This is a genomic window from Pseudomonas aeruginosa (assembly GCF_001457615.1).
In the GTDB taxonomy this organism is placed as follows: domain Bacteria; phylum Pseudomonadota; class Gammaproteobacteria; order Pseudomonadales; family Pseudomonadaceae; genus Pseudomonas; species Pseudomonas aeruginosa.
The window spans coordinates 3,913,501-3,931,575 of the sequence record NZ_LN831024.1 but is presented as its reverse complement, the minus strand read 5'-3'; the positions used below and the strand labels follow the sequence as shown (position 1 = coordinate 3,931,575).

Genomic DNA, 18,075 nt, shown 5'->3' with positions numbered 1-18,075 from the left:
GGGTTCCCGTTCATTTCATTCGGAGACAAGGATGTCTGCAATCACGCGTTATCTCGCCATGCTTCGCCTGTTCGGCATGCTGCTCTGCGCCGCCGCGATTCCCTCCGTTGCCACCGCGACGGTGCCGGTCACCGTCGCGGTGGCAGCGTCCGATGTCGAGGAGGAGGCCGTGGAGGCATCGGCGGTCGGCGCCGAGGCCGAGGCAGCGCGCGATGCGGGCTACGAGTCCGCGGAGGTTCCGGCGCTGGCGCGGCGGGTGACCGACCTTACCGCGACCCTCGACGCCGCCGAGCGTGCCCGCCTGGAAGCTTCGCTGGCCGCGCTGGAGGCCCGGAAGGGTGCCCAGGTAGCGATCCTGATGGTGCCCAGCACCTATCCGGACAGCATCGAGGCCTATGCGACGCGGGTCTTCGAGGCGTGGAAGCTGGGGCGCAAGGGGATCGATGACGGCGTCCTGGTGCTGGTGGCGAAGGACGACCGGCGCATGCGCATTGAAGTCGGCTATGGCCTGGAAGGAACGATCACCGACATCGATGCCGGGCGGATCATCCGCGAATACATGACCCCTGCGTTCCGTCAGCAAGACTACGCCGGCGGCCTGGAAGCGGCGGCGCAGCGCCTGGTACGACTGATCGACGGCGAGGCGTTGCCGCCGCCGCCGCGCGACCCGCTGGAGCCCGGCGCGGTACGGCAGACCCTGGCTATCGCATTCCTGCTCGGCGCTCTCGGCGGGGTGGCGCTGCTGGTACGCCCGCGCGCCTGGTACTGGACCCTGGGTACGGTAGTGGCGCTCGCTGCGGCGTTGGCACTGGGGCGACACTGGCCGGCATGGGCGATGGTGGCGCTGGCGGAGATGGTGGCGGTCCTGGGCGTCGGCTTCGGCGCCTTGCTCAAGTATTCGCGCGGTGCCCGCTGGTTCTTCGCCATTCTTGTGCTCTATGCGCTGGGGCTGTTCTGGGCCTACGGCCGTTATGGCCTGCCGGTGCTTCATTACGGATTGGCCGTGCCGCTTTCGCTGGGGCTGACCCTGCTGATGCTGGCCGGTGCCTGGCAGGGGCTGCGCAGAGGACGGCGCTGGGCCTACCTGCCGGGCCTGCTCGGCCTGCTGCTGACCCTGGCCCTGGAGTGTCTGCTGTTGCTGGTGGACGACCCGCTGAACAGCATCGAGGCGCTGATCATCCTGCCCGCCGCTTGCCTGCCGCTGCTCATCGGTTGCAATTTCAGCGCCGGCGGCTCGGGGGGAGGGCGTCGGCGCGGCGGCGATTACGCTAGCTCATCGGGTTCCTCGTCTTCCTCGTCGTCGAGTTCGTCCAGTTCGTCTTCGGACTCGTTCTCCGGCGGCGGAGGCTCGAGTGGCGGTGGTGGCGCCTCCGGCAGTTGGTGATTGGCGAAAACCCTTTTTCAATCAATGAATTGAAAAGTTGGAACGGTTCCTGCAATGACCCGCCCGACGCGCATTCCGGCGTCAAAAGTTTGTTCGGCGCCCACCTACGGGCGCCATACGCAGGGCAGGGGAGTCGAGAGTGGATCGCACGCAACTGATCAGCAATGTGCGCAGCAACCTGGCGGGGCTGGGGCGCGGCAGCCTCGGCGTGCCGATCCTGCTGCTGGCCATGCTGGCGATGATGACCCTGCCGATCCCGCCATTCCTGCTGGACGTGCTGTTCACCTTCAACATCGCCCTGTCCATCGTCGTCCTGCTGGTCTGCGTGTACGCCCTGCGGCCGCTGGACTTCGCCGTGTTCCCGACCATCCTGCTGGTGGCGACCCTGTTGCGCCTGGCGCTGAACGTTGCCTCGACCCGCGTGGTGCTGCTCCACGGCCACGACGGCCATGGCGCCGCAGGCAAGGTGATCCAGGCCTTCGGCGAAGTGGTGATCGGCGGCAACTACGTGGTCGGGGTGGTGGTGTTCGCGATCCTCATGATCATCAACTTCGTGGTGGTGACCAAGGGCGCCGGGCGGATTTCCGAAGTCAGCGCGCGCTTCACCCTGGATGCCATGCCCGGCAAGCAGATGGCCATCGACGCCGACCTCAACGCCGGCCTGATCGAGCAGGAGGAAGCCAAGAAGCGCCGCAGCGAGGTGGCCCAGGAGGCCGACTTCTACGGTTCGATGGACGGTGCCAGCAAGTTCGTCCGCGGCGACGCCATCGCCGGCCTGCTGATTCTCTTCATCAACCTGATCGGCGGCGTCGCCATCGGCATGATCCAGCATTCGATGTCCTTCGGCGACGCCGGCAAGGTCTACGCCCTGCTGACCATCGGTGACGGCCTGGTGGCACAACTGCCGTCGCTGCTGCTGTCGACCGCGGCGGCGATCATGGTGACGCGGGTCTCCAGTTCCGAGGACATGGGCCAGCAGGTCAACCGGCAGATGTTCGCCTCGCCCAAGGCGCTGGCGATTTCCGCGGCGATCCTGATCGCCATGGGCGCCGTGCCGGGCATGCCGCATGTTTCCTTCATCGGCCTCGGCGCCCTGGCCGGCGCTGCCGCCTACTGGATCTGGCACCGGCAGAACAAGGCCAAGCAGGTCGCCGAGCAGGAGGTGCAGCGCCAGCAGGAGCTGCTGCCGGCGCAGCGCGCCCAGGAGGTCAAGGAACTGGGTTGGGACGACGTCACCCCGGTGGACATGGTCGGCCTGGAAGTCGGCTACCGGCTGATCCCGCTGGTCGACCGCAACCAGGGCGGGCAACTGCTGGCGCGGATCAAGGGCGTACGCAAGAAGCTGTCCCAGGAGCTGGGCTTCCTGATGCCCTCGGTGCACATCCGCGACAACCTCGACCTGCTGCCCAACGCCTACCGTCTGACCCTGATGGGGGTCAGCGTGGCCGAAGCGGAGATCTATCCCGATCGCGAGCTGGCGATCAACCCCGGCCAGGTATTCGGCAGCCTCAACGGCATCGCCGGCAAGGACCCGGCCTTCGGCCTGGAGGCGGTATGGATCGAGCCCGGCCAGCGCGACCAGGCGCAGTCGCTGGGCTACACCGTGGTGGATGCGAGCACCGTGGTCGCCACTCACCTGAACCAGGTGCTGCACAAGCACGCCCACGAGCTGCTGGGCCATGAAGAAGTGCAACAGCTCCTGCAATTGCTCGCGCGCAGCTCGCCGAAGCTGGCGGAAGAGCTGGTGCCGGGGCTGATTTCCCTGTCCACCCTGCTCAAGGTCCTGCAGGCGCTGCTCCAGGAGCAGGTGCCGGTGCGCGACATCCGTACCATCGCCGAGGCCATCGCCAACGTCGCTCCACGGAGTCAAGATCCCGGCGCGATGGTCGCCGCGGTTCGCGTCGCGTTGTCCCGCGCAATCGTGCAAAGCATTGTCGGGCTTGAGCCGGAGCTGCCTGTGATCACGCTCGAGCCGAGGTTGGAACAGATTTTGCTGAACAGCATGCAGAAGGCCGGACAAGGCTCCGAGGACGGCATGTTGCTGGAGCCGGGGATGGCCGAGAAGCTGCAACGCTCGCTGATCGAGAGCGCGCAACGCCAGGAGATGCTCGGTAAGCCGGCGATCCTGCTGGTTGCCGGACCGATCCGCTCGATGATGTCGCGCTTCGCGCGGATGGCGGTGCCCAGCATGCATGTGCTGGCCTACCAGGAAATCCCGGACAACAAGCAAGTCACCATCGTCGCGACGGTGGGACAGAACTGAACGAGGGCTGCGCCGGCTCCAGGGCCGGCACACCGGGCAACCTGAGGTTGCCGGCAAGACTACTGAACTGAGGGGTTCGGGCAATGCAAGTCAAACGCTTCTTCGCCGCCGATATGCGCCAGGCCATGAAACTGGTCCGCGACGAACTGGGTCCGGACGCCGCGATTCTCGGCAACCGCCGGGTCGCCGGCGGCATCGAGCTGACCGCGGCGCTGGATTACCAGGCCCCGCCGGCGCCGAGCAAGCCCAACCCGGCGCTGGAAGTGGAGCTGCGCAAGACCCAGGCGCGGATCGCAGAGGCGCGCGCCGAGTTGACGGCGCGTCCGGCGGAAACCCAGCGCAAGGACCGTCAATTGTTCGCCGAGGAGAAGCCGGCGCGTCCGTCCCTGGCCGAGTCCATGACGGCGGCGCAGGCCAAGCCCCAGGCGGGCGGCCAGACCCTCGAGGCAATGCGTTTCGAACTGAACGGCCTGCGCGAGCTGATCGAGGTACAACTGGGTTCCATCGCCTGGGGCCAGTTGCAGCACCAGCGTCCGCAGCAGGCCAATCTCTGGCGGCGCCTGCAGCGCATGGGCTTGCCGGCGGAGCTGAGCAAGCCGTTGCTGGAGCGGGTCGCCGCGGTGGGCGATACGCGCCAGGCCTGGCGCATGCTGTTGGCGCACCTGTCGCGTGCCGTGCAGACCCCCGAGCAGGACCCGCTCGACGCGGGCGGCGTACTGGCCCTGGTCGGCCCGGCAGGTGCCGGCAAGACCACCACCCTGGCGAAGATGGCCGCGCGCTACGTCCTCAAGTACGGCGCCCAGAGCCTGGCGCTGGTGAGCATGGACAGCTACCGGATCGGCGCCCAGGAGCAGATCAAGACCCTCGGTCGGATCCTCAACGTACCGGTGACCCTGGTCGATCCCGGCCAGTCGCTGATCCAGGCCCTGGCGCCGCTGGCGCGCAAGCGCATGGTGCTGATCGATACCGCCGGCCTGCCGGCCAGCGACCCGGCATTGCGCATGCAGCTCGAGGCACTGGCGTCGCCGAGCCTGAACGTGAAGAATTACCTGGTGATGGCCACCACCAGCCAGAGCCAGGTGCTCAAGTCGGCCTACCAGACCTATCGGCACTGCGGGCTGGCGGGTTGCATCCTGACTAAGCTGGACGAGGCGGGCAGCCTCGGTGAATCGATGGCGCTGGCTATCGCCCAGCGTCTCCCGGTAGCCTATCTGGCGGATGGGCCGCGGATTCCGGACGACCTGCAGGTGGCGCGCAGTCACCAACTGGTCAGCCGGGCGGTGAGCCTGCAGGCACCGGAAGAGCCCAGCGAGGACGCCATGGCCGAGCTGTTCGCCGGGCTCTACCAGCAACCGGCGCGGCGTGCCGGCTGAGGATGTGGGAAGAACCGCGCGTGGCGCGGGTGACGGAAGCGAAGGTGGCTTCCGCCGGGCCGGGAGCGATGGCGCATCGTTCCCGCCAATACCGGAGAGCGCTGGAAGGGGCGTTCCGGGAAGACGACAACACAAGGTATGAAGCAGATGGGTAGCATGCATCCCGTACAGGTGATCGCAGTAACTGGCGGCAAGGGCGGCGTCGGCAAGACCAATGTGTCGGTGAACCTGGCACTGGCTCTGGCCGATCTCGGCCGTCGCGTCATGCTGCTGGATGCCGACCTCGGCCTGGCCAACGTCGACGTCCTGCTGGGACTCACGCCCAAGCGCACCCTGGCCGACGTGATCGAGGGACGCTGCGAACTGCGCGATGTCCTCCTCCTCGGTCCCGGTGGCGTGCGCATCGTTCCCGCGGCCTCCGGCACGCAGAGCATGGTGCACCTCTCGCCGATGCAGCATGCGGGGCTGATCCAGGCGTTCAGCGATATCAGCGACAACCTCGATGTCCTGGTCGTCGACACTGCCGCTGGGATCGGCGATTCGGTGGTCAGTTTCGTCCGCGCCGCGCAGGAGGTGCTGCTGGTCGTCTGCGACGAGCCGACCTCGATCACCGATGCCTACGCCCTGATCAAACTGCTCAACCGCGACCACGGCATGACCCGCTTCCGGGTCCTGGCCAACATGGCCCACAGCCCGCAGGAAGGACGCAACCTGTTCGCCAAACTGACCAAGGTCACTGACCGTTTCCTCGACGTCGCACTACAGTATGTAGGTGTCATCCCTTACGACGAGTCGGTACGCAAGGCCGTGCAGAAACAGCGAGCCGTATACGAGGCATTCCCCCGCTCGAAGGCGTCCCTGGCCTTCAAGGCGGTCGCGCAGAAGGTCGACAGCTGGCCGCTGCCGGCCAACCCGCGCGGGCACCTGGAGTTCTTCGTCGAACGACTGGTCCAACACCCCGCGACAGGTTCGGCCGTATGACAGCGGCCTCTGGAGTGCGTATGTATAGCAAGGCGCAAGCGCAGAACTCCCAGGAGCAACTGATCCAGCGTTACGCACCACTGGTCAAGCGCATCGCCTATCACCTGCTCGGCCGCCTGCCGGCCAGCGTGCAGGTGGAGGACCTGATGCAGGCCGGCATGATCGGCCTGCTCGAGGCCGCGAAGAAATACGACGCCGGCAAGGGCGCCAGCTTCGAGACCTATGCCGGCATCCGCATCCGCGGGGCCATGCTCGACGAGGTCCGCAAGGGCGACTGGGCGCCGCGTTCGGTGCACCGCAACACGCGCATGGTGACCGACGCGATCCGCGCGATCGAGGCGAGAACCGGACGCGACGCTAAAGATCACGAAGTTGCTGCCGAACTCCAATTGAGCCTCGAAGATTACTACGGCATCCTCAGCGACACGCAGGGCAGCCGCCTGTACAGCTTCGACGACCTGTTGCAGGACGGCGAACATGGATTGCCGGAAGACACCAGCCTCAGTCACAACGAACCGATCCACGGCCTGCTCGACGAACGTTTCCAGGCGGCCCTGGCGGATGCCATCGCCAAGTTGCCGGAGCGCGAGCGCCTGGTGCTGGCGTTGTATTACGACGAGGAACTCAACCTCAAGGAGATCGGCGAGGTACTGGGCGTCAGCGAATCGCGGGTCAGCCAGTTGCACAGCCAGTGCGCCGCGCGTTTGCGCGCGCGCCTGGCCGATTGGCGGTCGGCCTGAACCGGCCTCGACCGCAGCTTGTAACCGTTAACGCAAAAGAATGTGTGGCGCGTCCCCTGGGGCGCGCTCTGGTCTGTACGGAGGTTTACTTGGACAAGAACATGAAAATTCTCATCGTGGACGACTTTTCCACGATGAGACGCATCATCAAGAACCTCTTGCGGGACTTGGGCTTCACCAATACCGCCGAGGCCGACGACGGCACCACGGCGCTGCCGATGCTGCACAGCGGCAATTTCGACTTTCTCGTCACCGACTGGAACATGCCGGGCATGACCGGCATCGATCTGCTGCGCGCGGTTCGCGCCGACGAGCGCCTCAAGCACCTGCCGGTGCTGATGGTCACCGCCGAGGCCAAGCGCGACCAGATCATCGAAGCGGCCCAGGCCGGGGTCAACGGCTATGTGGTCAAACCCTTCACCGCTCAGGTCCTGAAGGAAAAGATCGAGAAGATTTTCGAGCGGGTCAACGGCTGAAGCCGGCCAAGAGGGTGTCATGGTGCTTGGTAACGATTCCACGGGCGACGAATTCGAATCGACCCTGAAAAAACATGCGCGCGAACTGGTGGACTGTCTCGAACGGGGGCACTTCCAGCAGGCGGTGCAATTGATCCAGGAGCTCAGCCAGGCCAGGGACCGTGGCCTCTACCAGGAAGTGGGCAAGCTGACCCGCGAACTGCACAACGCCATCGTCGATTTCCAGATCGACCCGCATTCCCCCCACGCGCAGGAAATGTCGCAGATCGCCGATGCCACCGATCGTCTTTCCTACGTAGTGGAAATGACCGAGAAGGCCGCCAACCGGACCATGGACCTGGTGGAGCAGAGCGCCCCGCTGGTCAACCAGTTGGGCGACGATTCGCGGGAGCTGCACCAGGAGTGGCAACGCTTCATGCGCCGGGAAATCGACGCTGACGGCTTCCGCGAGCTGGCCAAGCGCATCGAACAGTTCCTCGTGCGCAGCGGCGAGAACGCCGGCCAGTTGTCCTCGCAGCTCAATGACATCCTGCTGGCGCAGGATTACCAGGACCTGACCGGCCAGGTGATCAAGCGTGTCACCAAGCTGGTCACCGAGGTCGAGAGCAACCTCGTGAAGCTGGTCTGGATGGCCGGCCAGGTGGACCGTTACGCCGGGATCGAGCACGACCACGTGAGCATGCGCCACCAGGCCGCGCTGGAGCGTTCGGCCAAGGGCGAGGGGCCGCAGGTCGCCGCGGAAAAACGAGAGGATGTGGTGTCCGGGCAGGATGACGTGGACGATCTGCTGTCCAGCCTGGGTTTCTGACCCGCCCGGCTCAAGACTGCGGCATCGCTGCCGTTAAGTAAGCATTGAACGCTGGCATCCGCGGGCTGCTGGCACAGCCTTCGTCATGCCGGTGATCCCGGCGGGCGGGCTGAAGTCGGTCCGGAAAGCCGGGCCGGTATTTCCGGCAGGACAGCGGTCCTGCCGATCCTTTCGAGTAACACGTCTCTGGGAGCAGCCGAATGAGCTTCGACGCCGATGAAGAAATCCTCCAGGACTTCCTGGTTGAGGCCGGCGAGATTCTCGAGCAATTGTCCGAGCAACTGGTCGAGCTGGAGAGCCGGCCGGACGATATGGACCTGCTCAATGCCATTTTCCGTGGGTTCCATACGGTCAAGGGCGGTGCCGGCTTCCTCCAGCTGAACGCGCTGGTGGAATGCTGCCACATTGCGGAAAACGTCTTCGATATCCTGCGCAAGGGCGAGCGGCGCGTCAGCTCCGAACTGATGGATGTGGTGCTGCAGGCGCTGGATACGGTCAACGCGATGTTCGACCAGGTGCGCGAGCAGTCCGAACCGACCTCGGCGACGCCCGAGCTGCTGGCGGCCCTTGCCCGCCTGGCCGAGCCCGAGGGCGCCGAGCCCGCGGAACCTGTGCAAGCGCCGCCGGCGGCCGTTCCGCCAGCCGAGCCTGCGGCGCCGCCGGAAGCGCCCGCGCAGAGTGCCTCCAGCGATATCACCGACGACGAGTTCGAGCAGTTGCTGGATGCTCTGCAGGGCGACGAAGCGCCGGCCTCCGCCGTTGCAGAAGCGCCCGCGGCTCCCGCTGGCGACGAGATCAGCGACGCCGAGTTCGAGGCGTTGCTCGACCAGTTGCACGGCAAGGGCAAGTTCGTCCCGCCGGCGGTCTCGGCCGAGCCTGCGCAAGTCCCCGCCGAGGCGGTCGAGCCGGCCGCGGCTGCCGCTGGTGACGATATCAGCGACGACGAGTTCGAGGCGCTGCTCGACGAACTGCACGGCAAGGGCAAGTTCGGCGATGTCCCGGAAGCCGCCGGCACACCCGCCGCACCGGCTGCCGCGGCTCCAGCGGCTGCGCCGGCGGAGCAGGGCAAGGCGCCGGCCGCCGCGGGCGGCGATGAGATCAGCGACGACGAGTTCGAGTCGCTGCTCGACGAACTGCACGGCAAGGGCAAGTTCAACGGCGCCTCCGAGGCCGTGGCGGCCGCCGCGGCGGTAGCCAAGAACATCGCGGCGAAGAGTCCCGCGGCGAAACCGGTCGCTCCGGCCAAGGCCGCCGCCGCGCGTCCGGCGGCGCCCGACAGGCCCGCGGCAAGCGAGGCGGAGACCACCGTGCGGGTGGATACGGCGCGTCTCGACGAGATCATGAACATGGTCGGCGAGCTGGTGCTGGTGCGTAACCGCCTGGTGCGCCTGGGCCTGAACAGTGGCGACGAGGCCATGGCCAAGGCCGTGGCCAACCTCGACGTGGTCACCGGCGACCTGCAGATGTCGGTGATGAAGACCCGCATGCAGCCGATCAAGAAGGTCTTCGGCCGCTTCCCGCGCCTGGTTCGCGACCTGGCGCGGAACATGAAGAAAGAGATCAACCTGGAGCTGGTGGGCGAAGAGACCGACCTCGACAAGAACCTGGTCGAGGCCCTCGCCGATCCGCTGGTGCACCTGGTGCGCAACGCCGTCGACCACGGCATCGAGAGTCCGGAGGAGCGCGAGGCCGCCGGCAAGCCGCGGGTCGGCCAGGTGGTGCTGTCAGCGGAGCAGGAGGGTGACCACATCCTCCTGATGATCACCGACGACGGCAAGGGCATGGACGCCGAGGTGCTGCGCAACAAGGCGGTGGAGAAGGGCCTGCTGGAGCGCGATGCGGCGGACCGCCTGACCGACCTGGAGTGCTACAACCTGATTTTCGCCCCGGGTTTCTCGACCAAGACCGAGATTTCCGACGTGTCCGGCCGCGGTGTCGGCATGGACGTGGTGAAGACCAAGATTTCCCAGCTCAACGGCACGGTCAACGTGTTTTCGCAGAAGGGGTCCGGCTCGAAGATCGTCATCAAGGTGCCGCTGACTTTGGCGATCATGCCTACCCTTATGGTGATGCTGGGCAGCCAGGCGTTCGCCTTCCCGCTGGTCAACGTCAACGAAATCTTCCATCTTGACCTGTCGCGCACCAATGTCGTGGATGGCCAGGAAGTGGTGATCGTCCGCGACAAGGCCTTGCCGCTGTTCTATCTCAAGCGCTGGCTGGTGCCGAGTGCGGCCCACGAAGAGCAGGGTGAGGGACACGTGGTGATCCTGTCGGTCGGCACCCAGCGCATCGGTTTCGTCGTCGACCAGTTGGTGGGACAAGAAGAAGTGGTGATCAAGCCACTCGGCAAGATGTTGCAGGGCACCCCCGGCATGGCGGGCGCCACCATCACCGGGGACGGGCGCATCGCCCTGATCCTCGATGTGCCGAGCATGCTCAAGCGTTACGCACGGCGCATCTGACGCCGCGTATGGGTTTCCGGCGGCGCAGGAGCGTCGCCCTCTGAGGAGTAGCTATGGCAGTCAAAGTCCTGGTGGTGGACGATTCGGGGTTCTTCCGCCGCCGTGTCTCGGAGATTCTCTCCGCCGATGGACAGATCCAGGTGGTCGGCACCGCCACCAATGGCCGCGAGGCCATCGAGCAGGCGCTGGCCCTGAGACCCGATGTGATCACCATGGATTACGAGATGCCGCTGATGGACGGCATCACCGCGGTACGCAATATCATGCAGCGTTGCCCGACCCCGGTCCTGATGTTCTCCTCGCTGACCCACGAGGGCGCGCGGGTGACCCTGGATGCACTGGACGCTGGAGCGGTCGATTACCTGCCGAAGAATTTCGAGGACATCTCGCGCAACCCGGACAAGGTCCGCCAGTTGCTTTGCGAGAAGGTCCTGACCATCGCCCGTAGCAATCGTCGCTCGATCAGCCTGCCGCCGCTGCCTTCGGCCACCTCGTCCAGCCATGCGCCGGCGTCGTCCTCCAGCCTCGGCGCGAGCGCGCGTGCCAGTGCCGGCGCGTCGCCGGCCCCGGCGTCGACCTCGGCGGCGCCGAAGCGCAAGGCCTACCGGCTGGTCGCGATCGGTACCTCCACCGGTGGTCCGGTTGCCTTGCAGCGGGTGCTGACCCAGTTGCCGGCCAACTTCCCGGCGCCGCTGGTGCTGATCCAGCACATGCCGGCGGCCTTCACCAAGGCTTTCGCCGAGCGCCTCGACAAGCTGTGCCGGATCAGCGTCAAGGAAGCAGAGGACGGCGACATCCTGCGTCCCGGCCTGGCGCTGCTGGCGCCGGGCGGCAAGCAGATGATGGTCGACGGCCGCGGCACAGTGCGCATCCTCCCCGGCGACGAACGCCTGAACTACAAGCCCTGCGTCGACGTGACCTTCGGCTCGGCGGCCAAGGCATACAACGACAAGGTCCTGGCGGTGGTCCTCACCGGCATGGGCGCCGACGGACGCGAGGGTGCGCGCCTGCTCAAGCAGGGCGGCAGCCAGGTGTGGGCGCAGGACGAGGCCAGTTGCGTGATCTACGGGATGCCGATGGCCGTGGTCAAGGCCAACCTGGCGGACGCGGTGTACGGGCTCGACGACATCGGCCGGCACCTGGTCGAGGCGTGCCAGTAAGCGTGCGTGCAGGAATGAGGAGACTGCCTTCGATGGCCACCCACGTGACGAGCTGCGCGCGCCTTCGCCGAGCCGAGGGGACGCGCTGATGGATGTGCTCAGCCTGGTCGGGATCATCCTGGCGTTCGTCGCCATCGTCGGCGGAAACTTTCTCGAGGGCGGCCACGCGGGGGCCCTGCTCAACGGTCCGGCGGCGCTGATCGTGATCGGCGGCACCCTGGCCGCGGCGCTGTTGCAGACCCCGGTGAACGTGCTCAAGCGCGGCCTGGGCATGCTCGGCTGGGTGTTCTTCCCGCCGCGCGAGGATCTTTCCGGGGGAATCGACCGGATCGTCTCCTGGAGCATGACCGCGCGCAAGGAAGGCCTGCTCGGCCTGGAGAGCATCGCCGACGCGGAGCCCGATCCCTATGCGCGCAAGGGCCTGCAACTGCTGGTGGACGGCGCCGAGCCGGAAGTCATCCGCAGCATCCTCGAGGTCGACCTGTTCACCCAGGAAAGCCGCGACTTGCAGGCCGCCAAGGTGTTCGAGAGCATGGGCGGCTATGCGCCGACCATCGGCATCATCGGCGCGGTAATGGGCCTGATCCATGTGATGGGCAACCTGGCCAACCCGGCGCAGCTCGGCAGCGGCATCGCCGTGGCCTTCGTCGCCACCATCTATGGCGTCGGCTTCGCCAACCTGCTCCTGCTGCCGATCGGCAACAAGCTGAAAACCCTGGTGCTGCGCCAGTCGCGCTACCGCGAGATGCTCCTGGAGGGCCTGCTGTCCATCGCCGAGGGCGAGAACCCGCGTTCCATCGAGTTGAAGCTGCAAGGCTTCATGGACTGACCGGAGCCGAGCATGCAGCGTCGCCGTCGCCACCAGGAGGAACACGAGAACCACGAACGCTGGCTGGTTTCCTATGCCGATTTCATCACCCTGTTGTTCGCCTTCTTCGTGGTGATGTATTCGATTTCCTCGATCAACGAGGGCAAGTACAAGATACTCTCGGAGACCCTCACCGGCGTGTTCAACCAGCCCGACCGCTCGTTGAAGCCGATTCCTATCGGCGACGAGCGGCCGCGCACCACCGAGCCGGAGCGCACCAGCGTCGAGGAGCAGCCCAGCGACAACGCGGCCAGCGCCGACTCGCTGGAGCGGATCGCCGACAGCGTGCGCGATGCCTTCGGCGACTTGATCGCCTCCGACCAGTTGAGCGTGCGCGGCAACGAGCTGTGGATCGAGATCACTCTCAATTCCAGCCTGCTGTTTCCCAGCGGCGATGCGCTGCCCAACGATGCCGCCTTCGATATCGTCGAGAAGGTCGCCAAGATCCTGGCGCCCTACAAGAACCCGATCCATGTCGAGGGCTTCACCGATGACGTGCCGATCCATAGCCCGCGCTATCCCACCAACTGGGAACTGTCGGCGGCGCGGGCGGCGAGCATCGTCCGCCTGCTCGGCAACGATGGGGTCGAGCCGTCGCGGATGGCTGCGGTGGGCTATGGTGAATTTCAGCCGGTGGCGGACAATGCCAGCGCCGAGGGGCGGGCGAAGAATCGCCGGGTGGTGCTGGTGATCTCGCGCAACCTGGAGGTGCGGCGCAGCGTCAGCGGGGTCGGCAGCGGCAAGGCGCAACCGGATTCGGCGCTCCGCCACGCAGGCTCGGCAGCTGGCACGCAAGCTGCAGATACTGGCGGTACGCCGGCGCCCGCGCCGGCAACCGTCAATTCCCCGTCGCCTTCGCCATGAGCGCGCGAAACATGGTTTGCGTACGGGCGCCGGGCCGAACTGGCCAGTAGTGCGGCCCCAACCGGGTGGACCCATGCCAGGAAGAGTAGAGCAATGAAAGTCTGGGCAGTCGCCAATCAGAAAGGAGGGGTCGGCAAGACCACCTCGTCCATCGCCCTGGCCGGCCTGCTGGCGGATGCCGGCAAGCGCGTGGTCGTGGTCGACCTGGACCCCCACGGCTCGATGACCAGCTATTTCGGCTATGACCCGGACACCCTCGAGCACAGCGCCTTCGACCTGTTCCTGCACCAGGGCAACGTCCCCGAGGGGCTGCCGGCCTCGCTGCTGCGCAGCACCAGCAACGAACGCATTTCCCTGCTGCCGTCGAGTACCGCGCTGGCCACCCTGGAGCGCCAGTCGCCGGGCAAGAGCGGTCTCGGCCTGGTGGTCTCGAAGAGCCTGGCGCAGCTCTGGCAGGATTTCGACCATGCGATCATCGACAGCCCGCCGCTGCTCGGCGTGCTGATGGTCAACGCCCTGGCCGCCAGCCAGCACCTGGTGATCCCGGTGCAGACCGAGTTCCTCGCGGTGAAAGGGCTGGAGCGGATGGTCAACACCCTGGCGATGATCAACCGGTCGCGCAAACAGGCGTTGCCCTATACCATCGTACCTACGCTGTTCGACCGGCGGACCCAGGCTTCGCTGAGCACGCTGCGGATTCTCAACGAGAACTACCCGGACAACCTGTGGCAGGCGTTCATTCCCATCGATACCCGCCTGCGCGATGCCAGCCGGGCCGGGGTCACGCCGTCGCAGCACGACGGCAAGAGTCGCGGGGTGATCGCCTACCGCGCCTTGCTCAAGCATCTGCTGGCGCAGCAGCCGGCCACCCGGGTGGCCTGATGGCGCGCCGGTCGCCGCGCCGACAGGCGCATTCAAGCCGCACCGGAGTGCGGCCGATAACCGTTGTAGACCCCTGTCGCGGAATACCCACATGAGCGCCGCCACCGCCACCCGTTCGCAACTGGCCTTGCAGTCCTACCTGGATGCGTTGCTCCAGGAGGCCACTTTCGAGGACCTGGAACCTCCCGTCGAGACGCCGCCAGCGCCTGCGCCCGCGCCGTTGAAGCCTGTCGCGCTGGCGGTCGCCGAAGTGGCGACACCGGCCCCGGCGCTGGAAACGCTGCCGGTCGACCACGGGTTCGACGAGTTCGAGGCCGCGGTGCTCGAGGAGCAGGTCCGCGATGCGCGCCTGGTTCCGCCGGCGGCCCTGCTCGACGAACCGACGACGTTGCGCGAGCTGCCGGTCGAGCCACGGCCCCACGAGGTCATCGAACTGCGCGTGCCGAGCGCCCCGGCGAGCGCCAGCGAGCCGGCGCTGCTCGACCTGCCGCTGCTCGACGACGGTCGTCCGGCCTGGGCGGCGGAGCCCTTCGAGTGCCTGCTGTTCGACGTCGCCGGGCTGACCCTGGCGGTGCCGCTGGTGTGCCTCGGCTCGATCTATCCGCTGGAGAACCAGGAACTGACCCCGTTGTTCGGCCAGCCCGACTGGTTCCTCGGCATCCTGCCGTCGCAGGCGGGCAACCTGAAGGTGCTGGACACCGCACGCTGGGTGATGCCCGAACGCTACCGCGACGACTATCGCGACGGCCTCAAGTACGTGATCTCGGTCCAGGGCTACGAGTGGGGGCTGGCGGTGCACCAGGTGAGCCGCTCGATCCGCCTCGACCCGGCCGAGGTGAAATGGCGCGGCCAGCGTAGCCAGCGGCCCTGGCTGGCCGGCACGGTCATCGAACACATGTGTGCGCTGCTGGATGTGGCGGCGCTCGCCGAACTGATCGCCAGCGGCGCCGTCAAGCGCCTGCACGGCGACCATTGATAGACAGCTTCCGCCACTTGCGGCGGTTTTCGAGAGGTTAGGGGAATGAGCAAAGCCACCGCGCAAAGCGCCGAAGATCCGATCCTGCAGTGGGTCACCTTCCGCCTGGACAACGAGAGCTACGGCATCAATGTGATGCAGGTCCAGGAGGTGCTGCGCTACACCGAGATCGCCCCGGTGCCGGGCGCGCCGAGCTACGTGCTGGGCATCATCAACCTGCGCGGTAACGTGGTCACGGTGATCGACACCCGCCAGCGCTTCGGCCTGGACCCTGCGCCGGTCAGCGACAACACGCGGATCGTCATTATCGAGGCGGACAAGCAGGTGGTCGGCATCCTGGTCGACAGCGTCGCCGAGGTGGTCTACCTGAAGCAGTCGGAAATCGAGACCGCGCCGAACGTCGGCAACGAAGAGTCGGCCAAGTTCATCCAGGGTGTCTGCAACAAGAACGGCGAGCTGCTGATCCTGGTCGAGCTGGACAAGATGATGACCGAGGAAGAATGGTCGGAGCTGGGCAGCATCTGATGCGTTCTACCGACACGAGGGCCTGCTGAGATGGAGGTCGTCGCGCTGGCACTGGCGCTCGCCGCCTGCCTCGGCCTGGCGGCGGCGTGCCTGTGGCTGCGCCGTGAATTGCGCCGCCTGCAAGCTGCGCTGGCGCAGCAGGCGGAGGAGGGCGCCGCGCGCGAGCGCCGGCTCAAGGAGCTGAGCAAGCGCATCGAGTCCTACCAGCAGGTCAACGTGCGCATGGGCGAGGCCTTGCAGGACCTCGGCAAGCAACTCGCGCCGCTTCCCGACCGGGTCGCGCGCCTGGAGCAGCGCGATCCGACCACGCTGTCGTTCAGCCAGGCCGCACGCCTGGTCGGGCTCGGCGCCAGCGCCGAAGACCTGACCCAGGCCTGCGGTCTGTCGCAGGCCGAGGCCGAGCTGGTGGCGCGCCTGCACGAAGCCAAGGGCAAGTGACGGTCGCCGGCCCGGCGCTGGCGCTGGCGCTTTTCAGGCGAGCAGGCGGCTCGCCACTTCTGCCAGTGTCACCTCTCCCCTGAACTCCCCGCAGCTCTGCGCCGGCAGGCGATCCTCGATGGCATGGGCGAAGCGCACCGCCGGGTCCTGCTCCAGCTTCTCCAGGTGTCGATGCAGGCGCGGAAAGTCGTGTTGCAGGTCGAAGTAGCCCAGCTCCCGTCCCCAGCGAGCGGTACCCGCGAGGTAGGCGTCGGCCACGCTCGGCCCTTCGCCGGCCAGCCACTTGCGGTCGCCGAGCAGCTTGTCGATCCGGCCATAGGCTCGCGCCGCGCGCGTCAGCGCCCTTGCCGTCGTGGTTGCGTCGGCGTCCTCCAGATAGAACAGGGCTCCCCAGGCCGAATGGCATTCGGTATGCAGGAGGGCGAGGGCGAAGTTCAGTTCGTCGAACTCGGCGCTGCCCTGCGGATAACCGAGCTTCCTGCACAGGTCGCGCGCCGCCAGGTGCTGGAGAATGGCCAGGCTTTCGCTGAGCGCGCGGCCGTCCTCCAGGAGCAGGGTGGGCGTCTGGCGAGCCGGGTTCAGGCGCACGTAGGTGCGCTCGCCGGTCTCCAGCGGCATCTCGATCCGACACAGGCGATAGGGGCGGCCGAGCCACTCGAGGGCCACGATCGAGCCGAAGGAACAGCCGTGGGGTACGCCATAAAACAGTACAGGTTCCATTTTCCATCTCCGTTCAGGTAACGCACGTTGCGCATCGCAACCGGGCTGAACGCAGGGTAGGGGGGATATAGGCTATATTCGGTCCTGATTTTTCCGGTGGATCGAAAAATGTCCAAGCCCACGGTGCGCGTGCTCGCCCTGCTCGAACTGCTGCAGAGCCACGGCCAGCTCAGCGGTAGCGAGCTGGCCAGGCGCCTGGAGGTGGATGGACGGACGCTGCGTCGCTATATCGTCGCCCTCGAGGAGCTGGGCATACCCATCTCGGCGGAGCGCGGACGCCATGGCGGTTACCGCCTGGTGGCCGGTTTCAAGCTCCCGCCGCTGATGTTCAGCGCGGAGGAAACCCTGGCCGTGTCCCTCGGCCTGCTGGCGGTGCGCAGTCTCGGCCTGGGCGAAAGCGAGCTGGCCCTGGAAAGTGCGCAGGCCAAGCTGAGCAGGGTGATGCCCGTTGCGCTGCGGCGGCGCCTCGTGGCGCTCCGCGAGACCGCCAGCCTGGACCTGGCCCGCGCCCGGGCGGGAACCAGTGTGGCGGCGCTGGCGACCCTCGCCGAAGCCGCCCAGGTCCGTGCGCGGGTCGAGTTCCGCTATCGCGACCCGCAGGGCGCCGAAACCCTCCGCCAACTCGATCCCTACGGCCTGGCCTATCGCAACGGCTGCTGGTACGTCAGCGGTTTCTGCCACCTGCGCCAGGCGTTGCGCTCGTTCCGTCTCGATCGCCTGGACGCGCCGCGCATGCTGGCGGAGCGCTTCGAGCGACCGGCGGATTTCGATACCCTCCGCCACCTGCGGGAGAGCTTCGCCCGGATGCCGCGCGCCTACCCGGTGGAAATCCTGATGCGGGCGGCGAGGGAGCAGGTGGTCGCGGTGCTCGGCGAGCCCCTCGGTCTGCTCGCCGAGGTCGATGGCGGTACGCTGTTGCGCGCCAGCACCGACGACCTGGACTGGTTCGCCCGGCGCCTGTGCGGCCTGCCGTTCGACTTCGAGGTCAGGCAGCCGCTGGAGTTGCGCGAGCCGTTGAGGCGCCAGGCCGAGCGTGTCCTGCGTAACCTGGGCCAGGAGGAAGCTTCGGATCACAGGTAGGCATTTAGAGGAAAAGTCCTATTAATTGCGCGGCTGTCGCTTTCTAGAATCGGTCCTGGTCAACCCGCACGTTTC

The 18,075-nt window shown here is 66.7% G+C and carries 17 protein-coding genes; 16 read left to right on the top strand and 1 reads right to left on the bottom strand.

Annotated features, from left to right (window positions below; translation table 11 throughout):
* Positions 1–31: 31 nt before the first annotated feature.
* The 15 genes from AT700_RS17955 (at position 32) to AT700_RS17885 (ending at position 16,200) form a co-directional block, all read left to right on the top strand.
* Positions 32–1,384, top strand: a complete 1,353-nt coding sequence (locus AT700_RS17955) for a TPM domain-containing protein (protein ID WP_023116283.1) — start codon at positions 32–34, stop codon at positions 1,382–1,384.
* A gap of 139 nt (positions 1,385–1,523) precedes the next feature.
* Entirely contained in the window at positions 1,524–3,647 is a 2,124-nt protein-coding gene (gene flhA, locus AT700_RS17950; protein WP_003087100.1) for a flagellar biosynthesis protein FlhA, read from the top strand.
* Between the two features lie 83 nt (positions 3,648–3,730).
* Positions 3,731–5,020, top strand: a complete 1,290-nt coding sequence (gene flhF, locus AT700_RS17945; protein ID WP_030046404.1) for a flagellar biosynthesis protein FlhF — start codon at positions 3,731–3,733, stop codon at positions 5,018–5,020.
* A 138-nt stretch (positions 5,021–5,158) separates the two neighbouring features.
* Entirely contained in the window at positions 5,159–6,001 is an 843-nt protein-coding gene (fleN, locus tag AT700_RS17940) for a flagellar synthesis regulator FleN (protein WP_003083064.1), read from the top strand.
* Positions 5,998–6,741 carry an RNA polymerase sigma factor FliA gene (gene fliA / locus AT700_RS17935; protein ID WP_003083070.1) on the top strand — a complete coding sequence of 248 codons (744 nt, stop codon included), beginning with the start codon at positions 5,998–6,000 and terminating at the stop codon, positions 6,739–6,741. Before fleN ends, fliA begins: the two co-directional genes overlap by 4 nt.
* Before the next feature lie 101 nt (positions 6,742–6,842).
* Positions 6,843–7,217 carry a chemotaxis response regulator CheY gene (locus tag AT700_RS17930; protein WP_003083073.1) on the top strand — a complete coding sequence of 125 codons (375 nt, stop codon included), beginning with the start codon at positions 6,843–6,845 and terminating at the stop codon, positions 7,215–7,217.
* Between the two features lie 19 nt (positions 7,218–7,236).
* Positions 7,237–8,025: a protein phosphatase CheZ gene (locus AT700_RS17925; protein WP_003083075.1), complete on the top strand. Its 789-nt coding sequence runs from the start codon at positions 7,237–7,239 to the stop codon at positions 8,023–8,025.
* A gap of 200 nt (positions 8,026–8,225) precedes the next feature.
* Positions 8,226–10,487 (top strand): chemotaxis protein CheA, encoded by a 2,262-nt coding sequence (locus tag AT700_RS17920; protein ID WP_048521168.1) that lies wholly within the window; start codon positions 8,226–8,228, stop codon positions 10,485–10,487.
* 53 nt (positions 10,488–10,540) lie between these two features.
* Positions 10,541–11,647, top strand: a complete 1,107-nt coding sequence (locus AT700_RS17915; protein WP_003087115.1) for a protein-glutamate methylesterase/protein-glutamine glutaminase — start codon at positions 10,541–10,543, stop codon at positions 11,645–11,647.
* A gap of 88 nt (positions 11,648–11,735) precedes the next feature.
* Positions 11,736–12,476 carry a flagellar motor protein gene (locus AT700_RS17910; RefSeq protein WP_003083089.1) on the top strand — a complete coding sequence of 247 codons (741 nt, stop codon included), beginning with the start codon at positions 11,736–11,738 and terminating at the stop codon, positions 12,474–12,476.
* Positions 12,477–12,488: 12 nt separating this feature from the next.
* Entirely contained in the window at positions 12,489–13,379 is an 891-nt protein-coding gene (gene motD / locus AT700_RS17905; protein ID WP_003083090.1) for a flagellar motor protein MotD, read from the top strand.
* A 93-nt stretch (positions 13,380–13,472) separates the two neighbouring features.
* Complete coding sequence (locus tag AT700_RS17900) at positions 13,473–14,261, top strand: ParA family protein (RefSeq protein WP_003083092.1); 789 nt, start codon at positions 13,473–13,475, stop codon at positions 14,259–14,261.
* Positions 14,262–14,352: 91 nt separating this feature from the next.
* A complete protein-coding gene (locus AT700_RS17895; protein ID WP_048521167.1) occupies positions 14,353–15,237 on the top strand; it encodes a CheW domain-containing protein in 885 nt (294 codons plus the stop codon).
* 45 nt (positions 15,238–15,282) lie between these two features.
* Positions 15,283–15,762 carry a chemotaxis protein CheW gene (locus AT700_RS17890; protein WP_003083098.1) on the top strand — a complete coding sequence of 160 codons (480 nt, stop codon included), beginning with the start codon at positions 15,283–15,285 and terminating at the stop codon, positions 15,760–15,762.
* Between the two features lie 30 nt (positions 15,763–15,792).
* Positions 15,793–16,200 carry a DUF2802 domain-containing protein gene (locus AT700_RS17885; RefSeq protein WP_003083101.1) on the top strand — a complete coding sequence of 136 codons (408 nt, stop codon included), beginning with the start codon at positions 15,793–15,795 and terminating at the stop codon, positions 16,198–16,200.
* Positions 16,201–16,233: 33 nt separating this feature from the next.
* On the opposite strand, the gene AT700_RS17880 is transcribed toward AT700_RS17885, so the two are convergent.
* Complete coding sequence (locus AT700_RS17880) at positions 16,234–16,920, bottom strand: glutathione S-transferase family protein (RefSeq protein ID WP_003083103.1); 687 nt, start codon at positions 16,918–16,920, stop codon at positions 16,234–16,236.
* Positions 16,921–17,028: 108 nt separating this feature from the next.
* Here AT700_RS17880 and AT700_RS17875 point away from each other — a divergent pair, with 108 nt between their 5' ends.
* A complete protein-coding gene (locus AT700_RS17875) occupies positions 17,029–18,000 on the top strand; it encodes a helix-turn-helix transcriptional regulator (RefSeq protein ID WP_003083105.1) in 972 nt (323 codons plus the stop codon).
* Positions 18,001–18,075: the final 75 nt, after the last annotated feature.